The sequence below is a fragment of the Pseudomonas fakonensis genome (assembly GCF_019139895.1).
Lineage (GTDB): Bacteria > Pseudomonadota > Gammaproteobacteria > Pseudomonadales > Pseudomonadaceae > Aquipseudomonas > Aquipseudomonas fakonensis.
In genome coordinates this window covers 4537800-4554809 of sequence record NZ_CP077076.1, presented here as the reverse complement: position 1 = coordinate 4554809, position 17010 = coordinate 4537800, and the positions used below count along the sequence as shown (strand labels likewise).

The window sequence follows — 17010 nt, the reverse complement described above, 5'->3', positions numbered from 1 at the left end:
CGTCACCCTTGCGGAAAGGATACCCGCCATGAACACCCCGGTTACCCCTGGCCAATGCACTGCAGCGTCGGCGCCAGAAGTGCTGATACTCGACGCCAAGGTCGAAAAGCCCGCAGAGTGCCAGGTATCCTTCGACGAACCAGACCTGCCGTGCTCGACCGTCTTCGAAAGCATCCTCTACTCCCCGCAGGAAAAGGCCTTCTGGCTGCTACGCAAGCGTGCCCTGGGCCTGATCGAAGAAGCCATCCACACCCTCGATTCGAACGTCGTCGCCGGCCAAAGTGCAGAGGCACGTGCCCGTGGCCTGGACCTCAGCGAGCTGCTCGAGTACTTCCTGGAGCCGCGGCTGAGCCTGTTTCTGGAAGGTGAAGACAAGGCCTGGATGCAGGGCTTCGAGGCCCAGGAGCCCGCTGCGCCCGAGGCGCTGAAGCAGGAGCTCGCTGCGCTTTACAGCGACCCGCGCAACCTGGCCCATAAAGCCAATGCCGAGCGCCAAGCAAACCTGCGCCAGTGGGAGGGCCTGCACCGGCAGGCCGTCGCTGCCGCGCGTCAGCAGGGTTACGCCTACGAGTCCGGCCAGTTGTTCACCCCCCAGGCCGTGGCCGCCCGCGAGGCGGTGCAGGCCTACCTTGAAGCGCGCAAAACGCTGCTCAAAGACGGCGAAATGCCAGTCTACAGCCAGGAAAAAATCGCCGAGCTGCTGGTTGAAGACCGGGAGCGCCTTGCGCTGACGGTCGTCAATGGCCTCGAGCAGCCCGATAAATTGCGCGATCACATCACGTGGCGGCAGAACAACGTCACGCCATTTGCCTACGCCGCCTACGTGCAAGCCATTCTCAAGGCTGCCGAGTATGGCCTGGCCCTGCCCGAGTATGCCCTGGCGGGCAATAGTTCGGCAGCGATCACCCAGGGTGTGCAGCGCTTCAAGCGCTACATGGCGCTGCTGGCGCGCCAGCAGCAGATCCAGCAACGCCTGGAAGCCAAGTACAAGGCTTGGGTGCGGGCCACGGGCGACAACCACCGGGCGCCGAACAGCCTGGTGGAGGTGGAGTGCAACATGTGGCGCAGCCTCGAAGACAAGGCCCGGCAGCTTTACCAGGAGGCAAGCCAGGCAATCAGCAGCAGCACCCCGCGGCTGCACCTGCTGTGGGAGCCGGAGCGCTTCGCGCCAAAGCCGGTGGAGAGCCTGGTGAAGGGCGACTTTCCGCTGCGCGAGGTGAGCCTGCCCAATACCCCTGACAGGCCGCTGCAGCATTTGAGTTCTGCAGACCTGCAGCAACTCTACGACCCCACGCTCGCGGGCCTTGGCAAGCCGAATGCCGAGGGCAAGGCAGACGTGAAGCTCAGCGGCGAAAACAAGCAAGCCGAGGACCGCAGCGATTCGGCGTTCAAGGACTGGCTGCTGAACATGGGCTCGGCCAGGGTCAAGGATCAGCAAAGTGATTGGTTCGACGCCCAGGGCTGCTTCGATGTCGAGTTGTTCCGCAACTATCTCGAGGCCAAGGGCTACCGGGTGAAAACCCTCGACGATGAGGGCATGCGCAAGGACTGGGGCCAGCGCCTGCGCCAGGTGTTGTTTGCCGATGATGTGCGCAACCAGCTGCGCCTGTTCGATGCCAGCCCGCAGGCCCAGCTGGTGCGCCTGCTTTCACCGCCCAGGTCGTCGCTTTACGGCAACGTCAAGGCCGAGTCGGGCTTGTCTCTTGAAGGCTTCAAGGCCGAGGCAGAGCTGTCGCTGGACATCGACCTGGCCCGCGGCGAAGTGGAGCTTGGCAAGATCGACCTGCCAGAAAGGCGTGCGGCGCAATCGATCAAGGCGGCCTATACCGACTACCAGGGCCAGCGGGCCGAGCTCGACCTGGGGCGTTTCTCCTTGCACTTGAGCGCGCGGGCCTGGGGGTTTGCGGGGGCTTCGCTGCTGCTGGCGGCCAAGGTTCAGCTGGCCCGGGACAAAACCGGGTACGGCACCACCCTGAGCGCGGTCCAGCCCGCAGAGCGCGAAGGCAACACTGCAACCCGCGTCGACAACGCCCAATCCGGGCAGCTCGTGACCGGCAAGGGCGCCAACGTCAAGATCGAAGACGGGGCCGTGGCCAGCTTCAACCTGTTCGCCGGTGTGCAGGCCGGCATCAAGGTCACCGGCGCGCTCAACTGGGCACCCCCCGCCCAGCTGGCAGAGCTGCGCCGGGCGCCTTCCCTGGGTATGAGCACCGATGACGGCTGGCTGAGCCTTGCCCGCCTGGAAGCCAGCGGGGCCGTTGCCGCGGGGCTTGGGATGCAGCGCGAGATCAACCTGTCGCTGACCAAGGGCACCCTGCTGCTGCGCATCAAGGCCTCGGTGGTGGCGGGTGCCGGGGCCAGCGGCAGCCTGGATTTCGCCGTGGGTTACGAGGCGGTTGTCGACCTGATCAACCTGGTCCGCAGGGCGTTGCGCGATAACCAGTACCGGCGGTTGGACTGGGTCGACCCCATCGCCTTCGAATTCATCAGCAGGCTGACTCTGCTGGGTGGGGCGGGGTTGGACGTGTCCATCGTGTACATGCTGGGGATGGATATCGTGATGAGCTTGTATGAGGCGTTGACCAGTGCAGGTAGGGGTGGGCCGATTGCGTATCAGTTGCTGTCACATCGGGACCAGGAGGCACTGCGATGCTGGTTTGTGGGCGCGCCGCCGGAGGCGTTGGGGCCGATGTTGATGACGTTGTTGAGTGATCCTAAAGCCTTCGAAGTTGAACAAGGGGACGAAGGTGCGGATTTGATGGAGGACAAAAAGAGTTCGTACGATAAAGCCGGTTGCCATTTGCTTCAACAAACGGCAATTGAAAGGATCTTGACTTGGATTCTCAGGGATGCCAAAGGCAAGAACAGGATGCAAGAGGCAATGGCACAGTTTGCAGAGGCATGTTCAAGGATGAACAGGTTCGGGGCCAAGGTAGAGAATCAGGGGCAGGCTTACTGTGAAGCTAGGTTGCGTATGGATCAATTTATGGCTGTAAATGTTATGAGTTTTGGTGGGCAGGCTAAGCGCAACAGTGATATGCGCGCGCGTTATAGAGTTTCTGTTTTGGAACTCGGGGCAGGAAGTGATGAGTTTTGCACGAGGAGCGAATATTACGGCAAAACCTATTTGCCGGGCGTGCGGGCTGTTTACACGGGGGAAGGGCAGTGATGCGATCTAAAGATATAGCGCTGGTGCTGTCTTTCCTCCTAATATTGCCATTTTCTCTGTGTCACGCCGCAGTGCTCACTGCAGAACAGGCGAAGGCGAAAAACGAAGGCATGATCTTGTATCGCCAGAAAAAGACTGCTGAGCCATATCTTCGGGTGGCAGCTCTGGCGGGAGATAGTGAGGCACAGTATTACTTGGCGGAGGAACTAAAATTAGCAAGCCGCTACATGACCAGCGAGGCTCACAAATGGTATGTCGCCGCCGCGGAGCAAGGTGACTACTATGCAATGTATCAATTGGCTAGGGGGGGCGATGACCTCTGCGAGATCATGGAGAACTGCCCAGCAGATAAACGTAGCGCCAAGGACTGGTACCGTCTAGCACGCAGTACGACGGAACGGTTGGCCGAGCAGGGTGATGGTGAGGCTATGTATATGCTTGCCTTGTTGGGGGGGGGATTCCCCTGGCTGGAGCGTTCGGCCAATGCGGGATATCCTGAAGCTGAGTACCGTCTGGCAATCATGTATAAAGACGGTGATAAATTTTATTTTCCACCTTGGAGGCGGGGCGAGAAAATAGAGGCTCTGTTCAAGCACGCTGGTGAGTCTGGGCATCGTATAGCAATGGATTATTACCTCGATATTCTTGAGAAGCGAGGTGATATAGATAGCGTTAGAAGGATAATTGTAGATTTGGCGTCTCAGGGAGATGCTAACGCTGTGGGTACGTATGCGGCCTATGTTGCCCATACGCCAGACAAGATGGGGTTTGCGCTGGATCTTGTAAAAGGTTATGGGCTGATGTGGACGCTGCTTGAGCTGGATGGTGGCGGGGCTATGGATGTTTTTGTTGCGGATATGCTTGAAGAAATTGGCAGGAAAATGACATCTGAGCAAATTGAGCAAGCGAAAGCATTTGCCGTCGAGTGGAAAGCTACGCATCCACCATTGTCTTTCTTTACTCGAAAGCTGGAGTATTAAGCTGCATGATTAACATCGGTGTATGATGTTAGTAGCTAAATTCTACTGTTCTCGTATTTGTATGCTCTAGTGCGGGTGTTGTAATCATGCGATCCAGAAAGTTAGTGCTGGCGTTAGCTCTCATTTTTACGCTGCCATGGTCCTTGAATCACGCCGCTGTACTCACTGCTGAGCAGGCACAGGCGAAGACCCAAGGCATGATTTTATATCGTCAGAAAAAGAATGCCATGCCCTATCTTAAAGTAGCGGCGCAGGCTGGTGATAGTGAAGCTCAGTATTATCTGGCGGAACAGATTAAATTGGATAATCGCTACATGACCAGCGAGGCCCATAAGTGGTATGTCGCCGCTGCTGAGCAAGGTGACTACTATGCAATGTATCAACTGGCAACAAGCGGTAATGACCTCTGCGAAGTAATGGGGAATTGTCCGGTGGGTGAGCGTAGCGCTAGGGATTGGTATCGCTTGGCGAGGAGTACTACGGAGCAATTGGCCGAGCAAGGTGATGGTGAGGCGATGTATATGCGAGCCTTGATGGGAGGTGGGTCATCTTGGTTGGAACGCTCGGCAGAAGCCGGATATCCGGAAGCTCAATATCGTTTAGCTATGATGTATAAAGATGGTGAGAAATTCTACTTTCCTCCTTGGGAGCGTGGGAGAAAAATAGAGGCCTTGTTGAAAAGTGCGGGTGAGTCGGGACACCGTACTGCCATGGACTACTATATTGAAGTTCTTCAGAAGCGTGGTGAAGATGAGAGGGTTAGGGAGATAGTTGTCGATATGGTGCTGCAAGGAGATGCTAACGCAGTAAGTGCCTACGGGGCTTACCTTGCTCATACACCGGAGGGGATGGGTTTCGAGTTGGACGTTGTTAAGGGCTATGGCCTGATCTCGACACTGCTTGAACTGGATGGTGGTGGTGCCATGCTCGTTTATGCTGAAAGAAAGCTAGAAGCTATTGCGAGAAAGATGACGTCTGAGCAGCTTGAACAAGCAAAAGTTTTTGCTGTGCAATGGAAAGCTACCCATCCGCCGCTATCTTTCTTCAGGCGAAAACTAGAGTACTAATCTGGGTGTGTATGGAGTAAGGGGTGTTTAGGTCTGGCAGGGAGAAGTTCTATGCGGGTGCGATGTTTTTCTATGGTGGAAGTTGACAAGTGTCTGAGAGTTTGAGGAGGCTAGCTTGTTGAAAAGGATTAGTGGAGTAGCGCTGGCGTTGTATTCTGTTCTTGCGCTCTCTTCACCTCTGGCTAATGCTGCCGTGCTCACAGCTGAACAAGCGAAAGCGAAGGAAGAAGGGCTGGTCCTGTACCGTCAGAAGAAAGCTAATTCGGCCCAACCCTACCTTAGAATAGCGGCCCAAGCTGGAGATAGCGAAGCCCAATACTACCTGGCGGAGTCGCTGCAGCTGGCCAATAAATTCATGACTGGTGAAGCTCACAAGTGGTACGTCGCGGCGGCTGAGCAAGGTGATTATTATGCGATGTATCAACTGGCAAGGAGTGGCGATGATCTCTGCCAGATTATGGAGAGCTGCCCGGTTGATAAGCGTAGTCCTGAGGACTGGTATCGCCTGGCGCGTAATACTACGGAGCGATTGGCGGAGCAAGGTGATGGAGAAGCGATGTACATGCTCGCGCTGATGGGGGGCGGTTTTCCTTGGTTGGAGCGTTCTGCAGAAGCGGGTTATCCGGAAGCTGAGTATAGTTTAGCAATCATGTATAAGGATGGAGATAAGTTTTACTTTCCTCCTTGGAGGAAGGGGGAAAAAATTGAGGCGCTTTTCAAACATGCTGGTGAGTCGGGCCACCGTATAGCCATGGATTACTATATGGATATTCTTCAGAAACGTGGCGACTTAGAAACGGTGCGGAACATTATTGTAGAAATGGCGTTGGAAGGAGACGCTAGCGCGGTAGGTGCTTATGGTGTGTACCTTTCTCATACTCCGGAAGGGTTGGGGTTTGAGCTTGACCTAGTAAAGGGATATGGTCTGATGTGGACTTTGCTTGAGCTGGACGGGGGCGGCGGGATGGAGGTCTACGTTGAGGATAAGCTTAAAGAAATAGGAGAGAAGATGACGTCTGAGCAAATAGAACAAGCCAAAGCATTTGCCGTCGAGTGGAAAGCTACGCATCCGCCGCTATCTTTCTTTACTCGAAAGCTGAAGTATTAAATTTATCTGGTTAATGTTGGCGTGTAATGATGACGCATAACCGCTATTCCTATCGAATGTATTCAGCACTTGTGCGAGCATTGTAATGATTCGGTCCAAGCAGCTGGCGCTGGCCATATCCCTTGTCTTGATGCTGCCATGGTCCCTGAATCACGCTGCTGTGCTTACCTCTGAACAGGTACAGGCGAAGACTCAAGGCATGATTCTGTATCGCCAGAAAAAGACTGCTGAGCACTACCTGAGGATAGCTGCACAGGCAGGAGATAGCGAGGCACAGTATTACTTGGCGGAAGAGCTCAGGCTGGCAAGTCGATACATGACCGGCGAAGCTCACAAGTGGTATGTCGCCGCCGCTGAGCAAGGTGACTACTATGCAATGTATCAACTGGCAACAAGCGGTAATGACCTCTGCGAAGTAATGGGGAATTGTCCGGTGGGTGAGCGTAGCGCCAGGGATTGGTATCGCTTGGCGAGGAGTACTACGGAGCAATTGGCCGAGCAAGGTGATGGTGAGGCGATGTATATGCGAGCCTTGATGGGAGGTGGGTCATCTTGGTTGGAACGCTCGGCAGAAGCCGGATATCCGGAAGCTCAATATCGTTTAGCTATGATGTATAAAGATGGTGAAAAATTCTACTTTCCTCCTTGGGGACGTGGGGAAAAAGTAGAGGCCCTGTTGAAAAGTGCGGGTGAGTCGGGACACCGTACTGCCATGGACTACTATATTGAAATTCTTCAGAAGCGTGGTGAGGAGGAGAGGGTTAGGGAGATAGTTGTCGATATGGTGTTGCAAGGAGATGCTGATGCAGTAAGTGCCTACGGTGCTTATCTTGCTCATACACCGGAGGGAATGGGCTTTGAACTGGACCTTGTTAAGGGTTATGGCTTGATCTGGACTCTGCTTGAGCTGGATGGTGGAGGAGCAATGGACGTTTATGTCGCAGAAAAGCTTGAGAAGATTGGCAAAAAAATGACGGGACTGTCAGATTTTTTGTGTGCGGGCCGGTAACGGCCTGCCGTCAGGCAGGCCCTGATTCTCACCAGGTCGGCCTGATGAACCGATCTCCATACAGAATCGCAAATTGATTCATCGCGCTTTTCCAGTCATGGGCCGGCTTTCCCCAATTGGCTGTTATGTTGCGCAATCCCAGCCAGATCAGTTTGGTCGCTGCGTCATCATTCGGGAAATGCCCACGAGTCTTGATGACCTTGCGTAGCTGGGCGTTGATGCTCTCGATGGCGTTGGTGGTATAGATCACCTTCCGGATGGCGGGCGGGAAAACAAAGAATGGAATCACGCGATCCCAAGCCCGTCTCCAAGCAGCCACCACCGTTGGATATTTCTCGCCCCACGGCCCGTTCTCAAACTCATCGAGTGCTTGCTCAGCCGCTTCAGCATTGATGGCTTGGTAAATCGGCTTCAGCTCCTTGGCCAGAGCTCGCCGCTTGTCCCAGGCCGCGAAGTCGAGGCTGTTGCGGATCAGGTGTACGATGCACGTTTGCAACGTCGTCTCTGGAAACACGGCACTGAGAGCCTCTGGCATACCTTTGAGGCCATCGGTCACGGCAATCAGCACATCTTCGACACCGCGCGTCTTGAGATCGTTAAAGACCTTCATCCAAAACTTCGCACCCTCGGTGTTCTCGATCCAGATGCCCAGGATATCTCGCGTTCCGTCGGGAAGAACGCCCAGGGCCAAGTAAATGGCCTTGTTGCGCACCAGGCCCTCTTCGCGGATCTTCACCCGCAGCGCATCGAAGAAAATGACCGGGTACATCGGCTCCAGTGGCCGCTGTTGCCACGCGCCAATCTCGTCCATGACCTCGTCTGTCACAGAGCTGATGAAGTCGGGTGAGACCTCTGTTCCATACTGCTCGGACAGAAAGGCTCGGATCTCTCTGACCGTCATTCCACGGGCGTACATGGCGATGATCTTGTCATCGAAACCGGTGTAACGCCGCTCATGCTTGGGGATCAGAATGGGCGCAAAACTACCGTCGCGATCACGAGGGATTTCCAGCCGTAGCGGGCCATCACCGGTCAAAACCGTCTTGCTACTCTTGCCGTTACGCTGATTGGTTTCATCCTCCGGGCGCTGCGCGCCCGGAGGATAGCCCAGGTGGTGACCGAGCTCGGCACTCAAGGCGCGCTCGATCAGGGCCTTCTTGAACGCCGCAGAGGCATCCTCAATAGCTTCTGCGGACATCAGGCCCTCACCGAACTGCTCCAGCAGCTCTTTGGGGATTTTGGGCAGGTCACGCAAGGGTTTCTTCTTGGTTGGCATACATGCACCTCTTACTCATGTTATGCCCGAACACAAAATTTCTGACACCCTCAAAATGACCTCTGAACAAATCGAACAAGCCAAAGCATTCGCCGCCGAATGGAAAGCCACCCATCCCCCTTTGTCTTTCTTCACCCGAAAGCTAGAGTACTGATCTCTTCCCCCAGCCGGACCGCGATCATGGACACCCGCGCAATCTCCCCCGCCCGCCACGAAGACGGCCGAACCCTGACTCTGGCCGGCTTCGCCGAACGCTTCAACATGTCCGACCTCAGCGGCCTGCCGCGCCTGTGGCAGCGCTTCGGCCCGCATATCGGCCAGGTGCCGGGTGCCCATGGCCATGACAGCTATGGCGTGTGCTACAACCCCGATGATCAGGGCGGCTTCGACTACCTGGCCGGGGTCGAAGTAAGCACTGCCGCCAGCCTGCCCGAGGGCTTCAGCCAGCTGACCCTGGCCCCGCAACACTACGCGGTGTTCGAGCACCACGGCAGCCTGCAAGGCCTGCCGGCCACCTTCAATGCCATCTTCCAGCAGTGGCTGCCGGCCTCGGGCGAGCAGCAGGCCAATGCTGCGCTGTTCGAGCGCTACCCGGCAGGTTTCGACCCTGCCGACCCGCAGGCGGTGATGGAAATCTGGCTGCCGCTGGCGCGCTGAAAAAATTCCGGCCGTTGTCGATCTGCCCGGCTACCGTTCGACCAGAAGTGAAAGCGGCGCCCATTGCGCCGCCCGACCTTTGACCTCGTTCGGAGAACCCGCCATGAACAGCGCCGCCGAAAACGAAATTCGCCAACTGATCGAGCACTGGATGCAGGCCGTGCGCGAGCGCGACGTGGAGCGCATCGTCGCCCCCTACGCCGACGACATCCTCGCCTTCGATGCCATCCAGGCCCTGCAATTCAAGGGCAAGGCCGCCTACCGCGCGCACTGGGAAATGTGCATGGGCATGTGCACCGGGCCCATGGTGTTCGAGCTGGCCGAACTCACCGTGCATGCCGACGGCGATCTGGCCCTGGCCCATTGGCTCAACCGTTGCGGCCCCGGCGATGACGAGAGCCAGTGCGGTTTCATGCGCGCTACCGTCGGCTACCGGCGCAGCGGCGGGCAGTGGCAGGTGATCCATGAGCACTGGTCGGCGCCGTTCGACATGCAAACGCAAAAGGCCCTGTTCGACCTCAAACCCTGAACCACGGCAACCGCCCATCGCCCACCGCGCCTGGAGACGATCATGAAATACCTGTGCCTGGTCTATTGTGAGGAAGCGCTGCTGCACAGCCTGCCCGACAGCCCCGAAGACGCCGAATGCATGGCTTACGCCGAAACGGTCCACGGCTCCGGGCGCATGCTCGCCGCCGAGGCGCTCAAGCCAGTGCAAACCGCCACCACCGTGCGGGTGCGCGGCGGGCGCATGAGCCTGACCGACGGCCCGTTTGCCGAAACCAAGGAGCAGCTGGCCGGCTTTTATCTGGTAGAAGCCCGTGACCTCAACGAGGCGCTGAACATCGCCAGGGGCATCCCGGCGGCGCGGGTGGGCAGCGTCGAGGTGCGCCCGGTGCGTGAACTGCAACCCTGACGGAGCTTGGCGATGAAGCGAAGCGGTGCGGGTGACTGATGGCCAGTGCCGAACAGGTAAGGGCAGAGGTGGACGCCGTCTATCGCCGCGAGTCGCGGCGCATTCTGGCAACCTTGATTCGCCTGCTGGGGGACTTCGACCTGGCCGAGGAGGCGATGCACGATGCGTTTTTCGTGGCTGTGCAGCAGTGGCAGCGCGACGGCATCCCCGACAACCCCAGGGCCTGGCTGGTGTCGGCCGGGCGCTTCAAGGCCATCGACGCCTTGCGCCGGCGGATCCGCTTCGACCGCTCCCAGGCCGACCTGATCCTGCTGCTCGAAGGCCAGTCCCAGGACCCGGCCGACGAAGAGCTGCTGGCCGACGATCGCCTGCGGCTGATCTTCACCTGCTGCCACCCGGCCCTGGCCGCCGATGCCCAGGTGCCGCTGACCCTGCGCGAGGTCTGCGACCTCACCACCGAGCAGATTGCCCGGGCGTTTTTGCAAAGCCCTGCGACCATCGCCCAGCGCATCGTAAGGGCCAAGGCCAAGATTCGTGATGCCGGCATTCCCTACCAGGTGCCCGAGCAACGCGAGCTGCCCGAGCGCCTGGAAAGCGTGCTGCGGGTCATCTACCTGGTGTTCAACGAAGGCTATTCGGCGTCGGCGGGCGAGGCGGTGGTCACCCAGGCGCTCACCGACGAGGCGATCCGCCTGGGCCGCCTGCTGGCGCAATTGCTGCCGGATGCCGAGGTGCTTGGGCTGTTGGCGCTGATGCTGCTGCAGGCGTCGCGGCAGAACGCGCGCAGCGACAGCGAGGGCGAGTTGGTGGTGCTCGACGAGCAGGATCGCAGCCTGTGGGACCGGACGCAGATCGACGAAGGCTGCCAATTGGTGCAGCAGGCGTGGCGCAGCGGCGAAATCGGCCCCTACAGCGTGCAGGCGGCGATTGCTGCGGTGCATGCCGAGGCGCCCAGTGCCCAGGCTACGGACTGGGGCGAGATCGTTGGTTTGTATGAATTGCTGCTACGGCACTGGCCGTCGCCGGTGGTCGAGCTCAACCGGGCGGTGGCGCTGTCGCGGCGTGATGGGGCGGCAGTGGGGCTGCAGGCGGTGGAGGCGATTCTGGCGCGGGGCGAGCTTGGCGATTACCACCTGGCCCATGCGGCGCGGGCCGAGCTGCACCGGCAGCTGGGCAATGTGCAGCAGGCGCGGGAGGCTTGGCAGCAGGCGCTGGGGTTGACCCGGCAGGGGCCGGAGCGGCGGCATATCGAGCGGCGTTTGCGCGAATTGAGGTGATGGCATGGCCGGCCTCTTCGCGGGTAAACCCGCTCCCACAGGCTTTCGCCGCGTTCAACGGCGATGCGGTCCCTGTGGGAGCGGGTTTACCCGCGAAGCAAGCGACGCGTAAATCAGCTGGCGACGAAATTCGGCGGGCTCACCAGCTCGACGGTCTGCTGCTTGCGCGGCGCGAGGATCTCGGCTTCACCCTGGACCACCAGCTCGTCGTTCTGGTTGTACACATTGGTGGCGATGCGCACCTTGAACTTGGGCAGCTTTTCGAGAATTTCCAGGCGCACGGTCAGGGTGTCGCCTATCTTCACCGGCTTCTGGAAGCTCATCTGCTGGCCCAGGTAGATGGTGCCGGGGCCTGGCAGGGTGCAGGCCACTGCGGCGCTGATCAGCGCGCCGCTGAACATGCCGTGGGCGATGCGTTCGCGGAACATGCTCTTGGCAGCGAACTCGGCATCCAGGTGCACCGGGTTGTGGTCACCGGACATCGCGGCGAACAGCTGGATGTCGCGCTCTTCAACGGACTTCTTGTATTCGGCCTTCTGGCCGACTTCGAGGGCTTCGTAAGGCGTGTTGGTGACCTGGGTCATCGAGGCTTCCTTGGAGGGGCGAGGAGGGCGCCTATCATTCACTGCGGGCAGGGCGGCCAAGGGCCAGCGCCTGTTCCAGCCAGCCGATGATGTCGGCGGTCACCTCGTCGCGATGGGTTTCGTTGAGCACTTCGTGCCGCGCGCCGGGGTACAGGCGCAACTGCACGTGGCGGTTGCCGGTCGCGCGCAAGGCGTCGGCCAGATGGGTGAGACGCTTGCCGGCACTCACCGGATCACATTCGCCGCCAATTACCAGCAGCGGCAGGTTCGGGTCGACCTGCGCCAGCAGCCTGGGCTGGCTGATTTGCGCCAGGCCCAGCAGCAGGTCGAGCCACAGCTGGTTGCTGCAGCGAAAGCCGCACAGCGGGTCGGCGACGTACTTGTCTACCTCGGCCGGGTCGCGGCTGAGCCAGTCGAAGGCGGTACGGTTGGGCTTGAAGGCTTTGTTGAACGAGCCGAACGACAGCCAGTCGATCAGCGCACTCTTGCCCAGCGGGCCCTGGCGCCAGGCTTCCAGCCGGGCGATCTGCCGGGCGGTGCGGTACAGCAAAGCCGGTTGATAGTTGGAGCCGCTGAGAATCGCCCCCTGCAGGCTGGCACTGTGGTGCAGCAGGTAGGCCTGGGCGATGTAGCTGCCCATGCTGTGGCCGAACAGAAACAGCGGCGTGCCCGGGAACTGCTGGCCGATGTGCTGGGCCAGCACGCCCAGGTCGTTGACCACGGCATTCCAGCCATTGTGCGTGGCGAACAGGCCCAGGCTGCCCAGCTCGGCGGTGCGCCCGTGGCCACGCTGGTCGTGGGCGACCAGGGCGAAGCCAGCCGCGTTCAGCGCATGGCCCAGGCGTTGGTAGCGCCCGGCATGCTCGGCCATGCCATGGGCCAGCAGCACCACGGCCTTGACCGGCGTGGCCGGCAGCCATTGGTGCACGTAAAGGCTGCAATGCTCGCTGGCAGCCAGCCAGAAGGCGTCATGGGGCATGGCGGGTCCTTCGCGGGGGTTGGTTCAACAGTGTATGCACAAAGCGCCAGATTGCAGGAAGGGCACAAATAAGATTCACAATGTTAATGGCGGCACTTGGCGTATTTGCCACCTCGGGGCGACCTGCTAACGTCGGCAGCAGTGTTAGGAGCCGGTTTGCCGGCGATCGGGGGCCATGCCCTCGCAAGGACTCTCCAGGCAGAGGAACAACAATAAATGCAAGCCGAATTCTGGAACGACAAGCGCCCGGCGGGCGTGCCCTCCACCCTCGACATGACCACCTACAGTTCGGTGGTCGAAGTTTTCGAGCGCTCCTGCAAGCGCTTTGCCGACCGCCCGGCCTTCAGCAACCTGGGGGTCACCCTCAGCTACGCTGAACTCGAACGCCACTCGGCGGCCTTCGCCGCCTGGCTGCAGCAGCACACCGACCTCAAGCCGGGCGAGCGCATCGCGGTGCAGATGCCCAACGTGCTGCAGTACCCCATCGCCGTGTTCGGTGCAATGCGCGCAGGGTTGGTAGTGGTCAACACCAACCCGCTGTACACCGAGCGCGAGATGCGCCACCAGTTCAAGGATTCCGGCGCCCGTGCCCTGGTGTACCTGAACATGTTCGGCAGCCGCGTGCAGGCGGTGCTGGCCGACACCGGCATCGACTATCTGATCGAGGCGAAGATGGGCGACCTGCTGCCCGCCGCCAAGGGCTGGCTGGTCAACACCGTGGTCGACAAGGTGAAGAAAATGGTGCCGGCCTATCGCCTGCCCCAGGCGGTGTCGTTCAAGCAGGTGCTGCGCCAGGGCCGCGGGCAGGTGCACCAGGCGGTGCCGCAGGCGCTGGATGACGTTGCCGTGCTGCAGTACACCGGCGGCACCACCGGCCTTGCCAAGGGCGCCATGCTCACCCACGGCAACCTGGTAGCGAATATGTTGCAGGTGCTGGCCTGCTTTGCCCAGCACGGGCCTGACGGCCAACCGCTGATCAAGGAAGGGCAGGAGGTGATGATCGCGCCGCTGCCGCTGTACCACATCTACGCGTTCACCGCGAACTGCATGTGCATGATGGTCACCGGCAACCACAACGTGCTGATCACCAACCCGCGGGACATTCCGGGTTTCATCAAGGAGTTGGGCAAGTGGCGGTTTTCGGCGTTGCTGGGGCTCAACACGCTGTTCGTCGCGCTGATGGACAACCCCGGGTTCAAGGCGCTGGACTTCTCGGCCTTGAAGGTCACCAACTCCGGCGGCACCGCGCTGGTGAAGGCCACGGCCGAGCGCTGGGAGGCGCTGACGGGCTGCCGCATCGTCGAGGGCTACGGCCTTACCGAAACCTCGCCAGTGGCCAGCACCAACCCCTACGGCAAGCTGGCGCGCCTGGGCACCGTGGGCATTCCGGTGGTGGGCACGGCGTTCAAGGTAATTGACGACGAGGGCAACGAGCAACCGCTGGGCGAGCGTGGCGAGCTGTGCATCCAGGGCCCGCAGGTGATGAAGGGCTACTGGCAGCAGCCCGAAGCCACGGCCCAGGCGCTGGACGCCGAGGGCTGGTTCAAGACCGGCGACATCGCCATCATCGACCCGGACGGCTTCACCCGCATCGTCGACCGCAAGAAGGACATGATCATCGTCTCGGGTTTCAACGTGTACCCCAACGAAATCGAGGATGTGGTGATGAACCACCCGCAGGTGGCCAGCTGCGCGGCCATCGGCGTGCCGGACGAACGCTCCGGCGAGGCGGTCAAGCTGTTCGTGGTGGCGCGGGCGGGCGGGGTCAGTGTGGAGGAGCTCAAGGCCTACTGCAAGGCCAACTTCACTGGCTACAAGGTGCCCAAGTACATCGTGCTGCGCGATTCGCTGCCAATGACCCCGGTGGGCAAGATCCTGCGTCGCGAGCTGCGCGATATCGCATAACCACGCCCCCCTGTAGGAGCCGGCTTGCCGGCGATAAGGCCCGATCAGGCAGCGGTGTTTTCAGATCAGGCCCCAATCGCCGCCAAGCCGGCTCCTGCAAGGGCTCTATTTCGGACCTTTCAGCCAGTTACGCGACATTTTGGTTAAATACTCTAAAAATGACTTATATATTTCTTTGAGTCATTTTTGTGACCATTCGGCCTGTTTCGGCCTCTAGGCGACCCCTGGCAAAGCTGTTACTCTCGGCGCGCTTTCTGAGGATCCGGTTTGCAATGAGCCGGGCTTCCATATCAATAATAAGCGCATCGACGCGTACCGAATTCGCTGTTGCTGAAGGAGCGGGCTTCCATGATCGAACATTTTTGGAAGGATAAGTACCCAGCCGGGATCACGGCGGACATCAATCCTGACGAATTCCCCAATATCCAGGCCGTACTCAAGCAATCCTGCCAACGTTTTGCCGACAAACCTGCCTTTAGCAACCTGGGCAAGACCATCACCTACGGTGAACTGTACACGCTGTCCGGCGCCTTCGCCGCCTGGCTGCAGCAGCACACCGACCTCAAGCCTGGCGATCGCATCGCCGTGCAACTGCCCAACGTCCTGCAATACCCTGTCGCCGTGTTCGGTGCCATGCGCGCCGGCCTGATCGTGGTCAACACCAACCCGCTGTACACCGCGCGGGAAATGGAACACCAGTTCAACGACTCCGGCGCCAAGGCACTGGTGTGCCTGGCCAACATGGCCCACCTGGCAGAGAAGGTCGTACCCAAGACCCAGGTCAAGCACGTCATTGTCACCGAAGTGGCCGACCTGCTGCCACCGCTCAAGCGCCTGCTGATCAACAGCGTCATCAAGTATGTGAAAAAGATGGTGCCGGCCTACAACCTGCCCAACGCCGTGCGCTTCAATGATGCGCTGGCCCTGGGCAAGGGCGGGGCGGTCACCGAGGCCAACCCGCAGCCCAACGACGTGGCGGTGCTGCAGTACACCGGCGGCACCACCGGGGTGGCCAAGGGCGCCATGCTCACCCACCGCAACCTGGTGGCCAACATGCTGCAGTGCCGCGCGCTGATGGGCGCGAACCTGCACGAAGGCTGCGAGATTCTCATCACCCCGCTGCCGCTGTACCACATCTATGCGTTCACCTTCCATTGCATGGCCATGATGCTGATCGGCAACCACAACGTGCTGATCAGCAACCCGCGCGACCTGCCGGCCATGGTCAAGGAACTGGGCAAGTGGAAGTTCAGCGGTTTCGTCGGCCTGAACACCTTGTTCGTTGCGCTGTGCAACAACGAGGCGTTTCGCAGCCTGGACTTCTCCTCGCTGAAAATCACCCTGTCCGGCGGCATGGCCCTGCAACTGAGCGTGGCCGAGCGCTGGAAGGCGGTCACCGGCTGCGCTATCTGCGAAGGCTACGGCATGACCGAGACCAGCCCGGTGGCGGCGGTCAACCCGGCCGAGGCCAACCAGGTCGGCACCATCGGTATTCCGGTGCCCTCGACGCTGTGCAAGGTCATCGACGACAACGGCCAGGAACTGCCCCTGGGCGAAGTTGGCGAGCTGTGCGTGAAGGGCCCGCAGGTAATGAAGGGCTACTGGCAGCGTGAAGACGCCACCGCCGAGATTCTCGACAGCAATGGCTGGCTGAAGACCGGCGATATCGCGCTGATCCAGCCGGACGGCTACATGCGCATTGTCGACCGCAAGAAGGACATGATCCTGGTGTCGGGCTTCAACGTGTACCCGAACGAGCTCGAAGACGTGCTCGCCGCGCTGCCGGGCGTGCTGCAGTGCGCCGCCATCGGCGTACCGGATGAAAAGTCCGGCGAGGTGATCAAGGTGTTCATCGTGGTCAAGCCGGGCATGACCCTGACCAAGGAGCAGGTGATGGAGCACATGCGCGCCAACGTCACCGGCTACAAGGTGCCCAAGGCCATCGAGTTCCGCGACGCGCTGCCGACCACCAACGTCGGCAAGATCCTGCGCCGCGAGCTGCGTGACGAAGAGCTGAAGAAGCAGGGCCTGAAGAAGATCGCCTGACACCCAGTCTGCGCGGTCTCTGTAGGAGCGGCCTTGT

At 60.0% G+C, this 17010-nt stretch carries 14 protein-coding genes; 11 read left to right on the top strand and 3 right to left on the bottom strand.

Going from position 1 to position 17010, the window contains the following annotated elements; translation table 11 throughout:
• Positions 1-382: 382 nt before the first annotated feature.
• The 5 genes from KSS94_RS19970 (at position 383) to KSS94_RS19950 (ending at position 7333) form a co-directional block, all read left to right on the top strand.
• Positions 383-3169, top strand: coding sequence for a hypothetical protein (locus KSS94_RS19970; protein WP_217839797.1), 2787 nt, complete (start codon positions 383-385; stop codon positions 3167-3169).
• Positions 3169-4149, top strand: coding sequence for a tetratricopeptide repeat protein (locus KSS94_RS19965; protein ID WP_217839796.1), 981 nt, complete (start codon positions 3169-3171; stop codon positions 4147-4149). Before KSS94_RS19970 ends, KSS94_RS19965 begins: the two co-directional genes overlap by 1 nt.
• 86 nt (positions 4150-4235) lie before the next feature.
• On the top strand, positions 4236-5216 hold the full coding sequence (locus KSS94_RS19960) for a tetratricopeptide repeat protein (RefSeq protein ID WP_217839795.1): 981 nt from the start codon (positions 4236-4238) through the stop codon (positions 5214-5216).
• Between the two features lie 115 nt (positions 5217-5331).
• Positions 5332-6324 (top strand): tetratricopeptide repeat protein, encoded by a 993-nt coding sequence (locus tag KSS94_RS19955; RefSeq protein ID WP_217839794.1) that lies wholly within the window; start codon positions 5332-5334, stop codon positions 6322-6324.
• Between the two features lie 85 nt (positions 6325-6409).
• Positions 6410-7333 carry a tetratricopeptide repeat protein gene (locus tag KSS94_RS19950; RefSeq protein WP_217839793.1) on the top strand — a complete coding sequence of 308 codons (924 nt, stop codon included), beginning with the start codon at positions 6410-6412 and terminating at the stop codon, positions 7331-7333.
• A gap of 28 nt (positions 7334-7361) precedes the next feature.
• Here the strand turns inward: KSS94_RS19950 and KSS94_RS19945 are convergent, their stop codons facing one another.
• Entirely contained in the window at positions 7362-8609 is a 1248-nt protein-coding gene (locus KSS94_RS19945; protein ID WP_217839792.1) for an IS256 family transposase, read from the bottom strand.
• A 180-nt stretch (positions 8610-8789) separates the two neighbouring features.
• Between KSS94_RS19945 and KSS94_RS19940 the strand changes: the two genes are divergently transcribed.
• The 4 genes from KSS94_RS19940 (at position 8790) to KSS94_RS19925 (ending at position 11459) form a co-directional block, all read left to right on the top strand.
• Complete coding sequence (locus KSS94_RS19940; RefSeq protein ID WP_217839791.1) at positions 8790-9266, top strand: GyrI-like domain-containing protein; 477 nt, start codon at positions 8790-8792, stop codon at positions 9264-9266.
• 103 nt (positions 9267-9369) lie between these two features.
• Positions 9370-9795, top strand: coding sequence for a YybH family protein (locus tag KSS94_RS19935; RefSeq protein WP_217839790.1), 426 nt, complete (start codon positions 9370-9372; stop codon positions 9793-9795).
• 42 nt (positions 9796-9837) lie between these two features.
• Positions 9838-10182, top strand: a complete 345-nt coding sequence (locus tag KSS94_RS19930) for a YciI family protein (protein ID WP_217839789.1) — start codon at positions 9838-9840, stop codon at positions 10180-10182.
• A gap of 38 nt (positions 10183-10220) precedes the next feature.
• Positions 10221-11459, top strand: a complete 1239-nt coding sequence (locus KSS94_RS19925; RefSeq protein ID WP_217839788.1) for an RNA polymerase sigma factor — start codon at positions 10221-10223, stop codon at positions 11457-11459.
• Between the two features lie 113 nt (positions 11460-11572).
• On the opposite strand, the gene KSS94_RS19920 is transcribed toward KSS94_RS19925, so the two are convergent.
• A complete protein-coding gene (locus KSS94_RS19920; RefSeq protein WP_217839787.1) occupies positions 11573-12043 on the bottom strand; it encodes a MaoC family dehydratase in 471 nt (156 codons plus the stop codon).
• 34 nt (positions 12044-12077) lie between these two features.
• The gene (locus tag KSS94_RS19915; RefSeq protein WP_217839786.1) at positions 12078-13022 is read right to left on the bottom strand and encodes an alpha/beta hydrolase; all 945 of its coding nucleotides are present in this window, start codon (positions 13020-13022) and stop codon (positions 12078-12080) included.
• A gap of 216 nt (positions 13023-13238) precedes the next feature.
• Between KSS94_RS19915 and fadD2 the strand changes: the two genes are divergently transcribed.
• Both fadD2 and fadD1 read left to right on the top strand, forming a co-directional pair.
• Positions 13239-14927, top strand: coding sequence for a long-chain-fatty-acid--CoA ligase FadD2 (gene fadD2 / locus KSS94_RS19910; protein ID WP_217839785.1), 1689 nt, complete (start codon positions 13239-13241; stop codon positions 14925-14927).
• A gap of 348 nt (positions 14928-15275) precedes the next feature.
• Positions 15276-16973 carry a long-chain-fatty-acid--CoA ligase FadD1 gene (fadD1, locus tag KSS94_RS19905; protein ID WP_217839784.1) on the top strand — a complete coding sequence of 566 codons (1698 nt, stop codon included), beginning with the start codon at positions 15276-15278 and terminating at the stop codon, positions 16971-16973.
• Positions 16974-17010 lie beyond the last annotated feature (37 nt).

Excerpts from the sequence above, each read along its gene's own strand:
- KSS94_RS19970 (WP_217839797.1), top strand. The coding sequence starts at position 383 with ATGCAGGGCTTCGAGGCCCAGGAGCCCGCTGCGCCCGAGGCGCTGAAG.
- KSS94_RS19935 (WP_217839790.1), top strand. The coding sequence starts at position 9,370 with ATGAACAGCGCCGCCGAAAACGAAATTCGCCAACTGATCGAGCACTGG.
- KSS94_RS19950 (WP_217839793.1), top strand. The coding sequence starts at position 6,410 with ATGATTCGGTCCAAGCAGCTGGCGCTGGCCATATCCCTTGTCTTGATG.
- KSS94_RS19930 (WP_217839789.1), top strand. The coding sequence starts at position 9,838 with ATGAAATACCTGTGCCTGGTCTATTGTGAGGAAGCGCTGCTGCACAGC.
- KSS94_RS19965 (WP_217839796.1), top strand. The coding sequence starts at position 3,169 with ATGCGATCTAAAGATATAGCGCTGGTGCTGTCTTTCCTCCTAATATTG.
- KSS94_RS19940 (WP_217839791.1), top strand. The coding sequence starts at position 8,790 with ATGGACACCCGCGCAATCTCCCCCGCCCGCCACGAAGACGGCCGAACC.
- KSS94_RS19925 (WP_217839788.1), top strand. The coding sequence starts at position 10,221 with ATGGCCAGTGCCGAACAGGTAAGGGCAGAGGTGGACGCCGTCTATCGC.
- KSS94_RS19915 (WP_217839786.1), bottom strand. The coding sequence starts at position 13,022 with ATGCCCCATGACGCCTTCTGGCTGGCTGCCAGCGAGCATTGCAGCCTT.
- KSS94_RS19960 (WP_217839795.1), top strand. The coding sequence starts at position 4,236 with ATGCGATCCAGAAAGTTAGTGCTGGCGTTAGCTCTCATTTTTACGCTG.
- KSS94_RS19945 (WP_217839792.1), bottom strand. The coding sequence starts at position 8,609 with ATGCCAACCAAGAAGAAACCCTTGCGTGACCTGCCCAAAATCCCCAAA.
- KSS94_RS19920 (WP_217839787.1), bottom strand. The coding sequence starts at position 12,043 with ATGACCCAGGTCACCAACACGCCTTACGAAGCCCTCGAAGTCGGCCAG.
- fadD1 (WP_217839784.1), top strand. The coding sequence starts at position 15,276 with ATGATCGAACATTTTTGGAAGGATAAGTACCCAGCCGGGATCACGGCG.
- fadD2 (WP_217839785.1), top strand. The coding sequence starts at position 13,239 with ATGCAAGCCGAATTCTGGAACGACAAGCGCCCGGCGGGCGTGCCCTCC.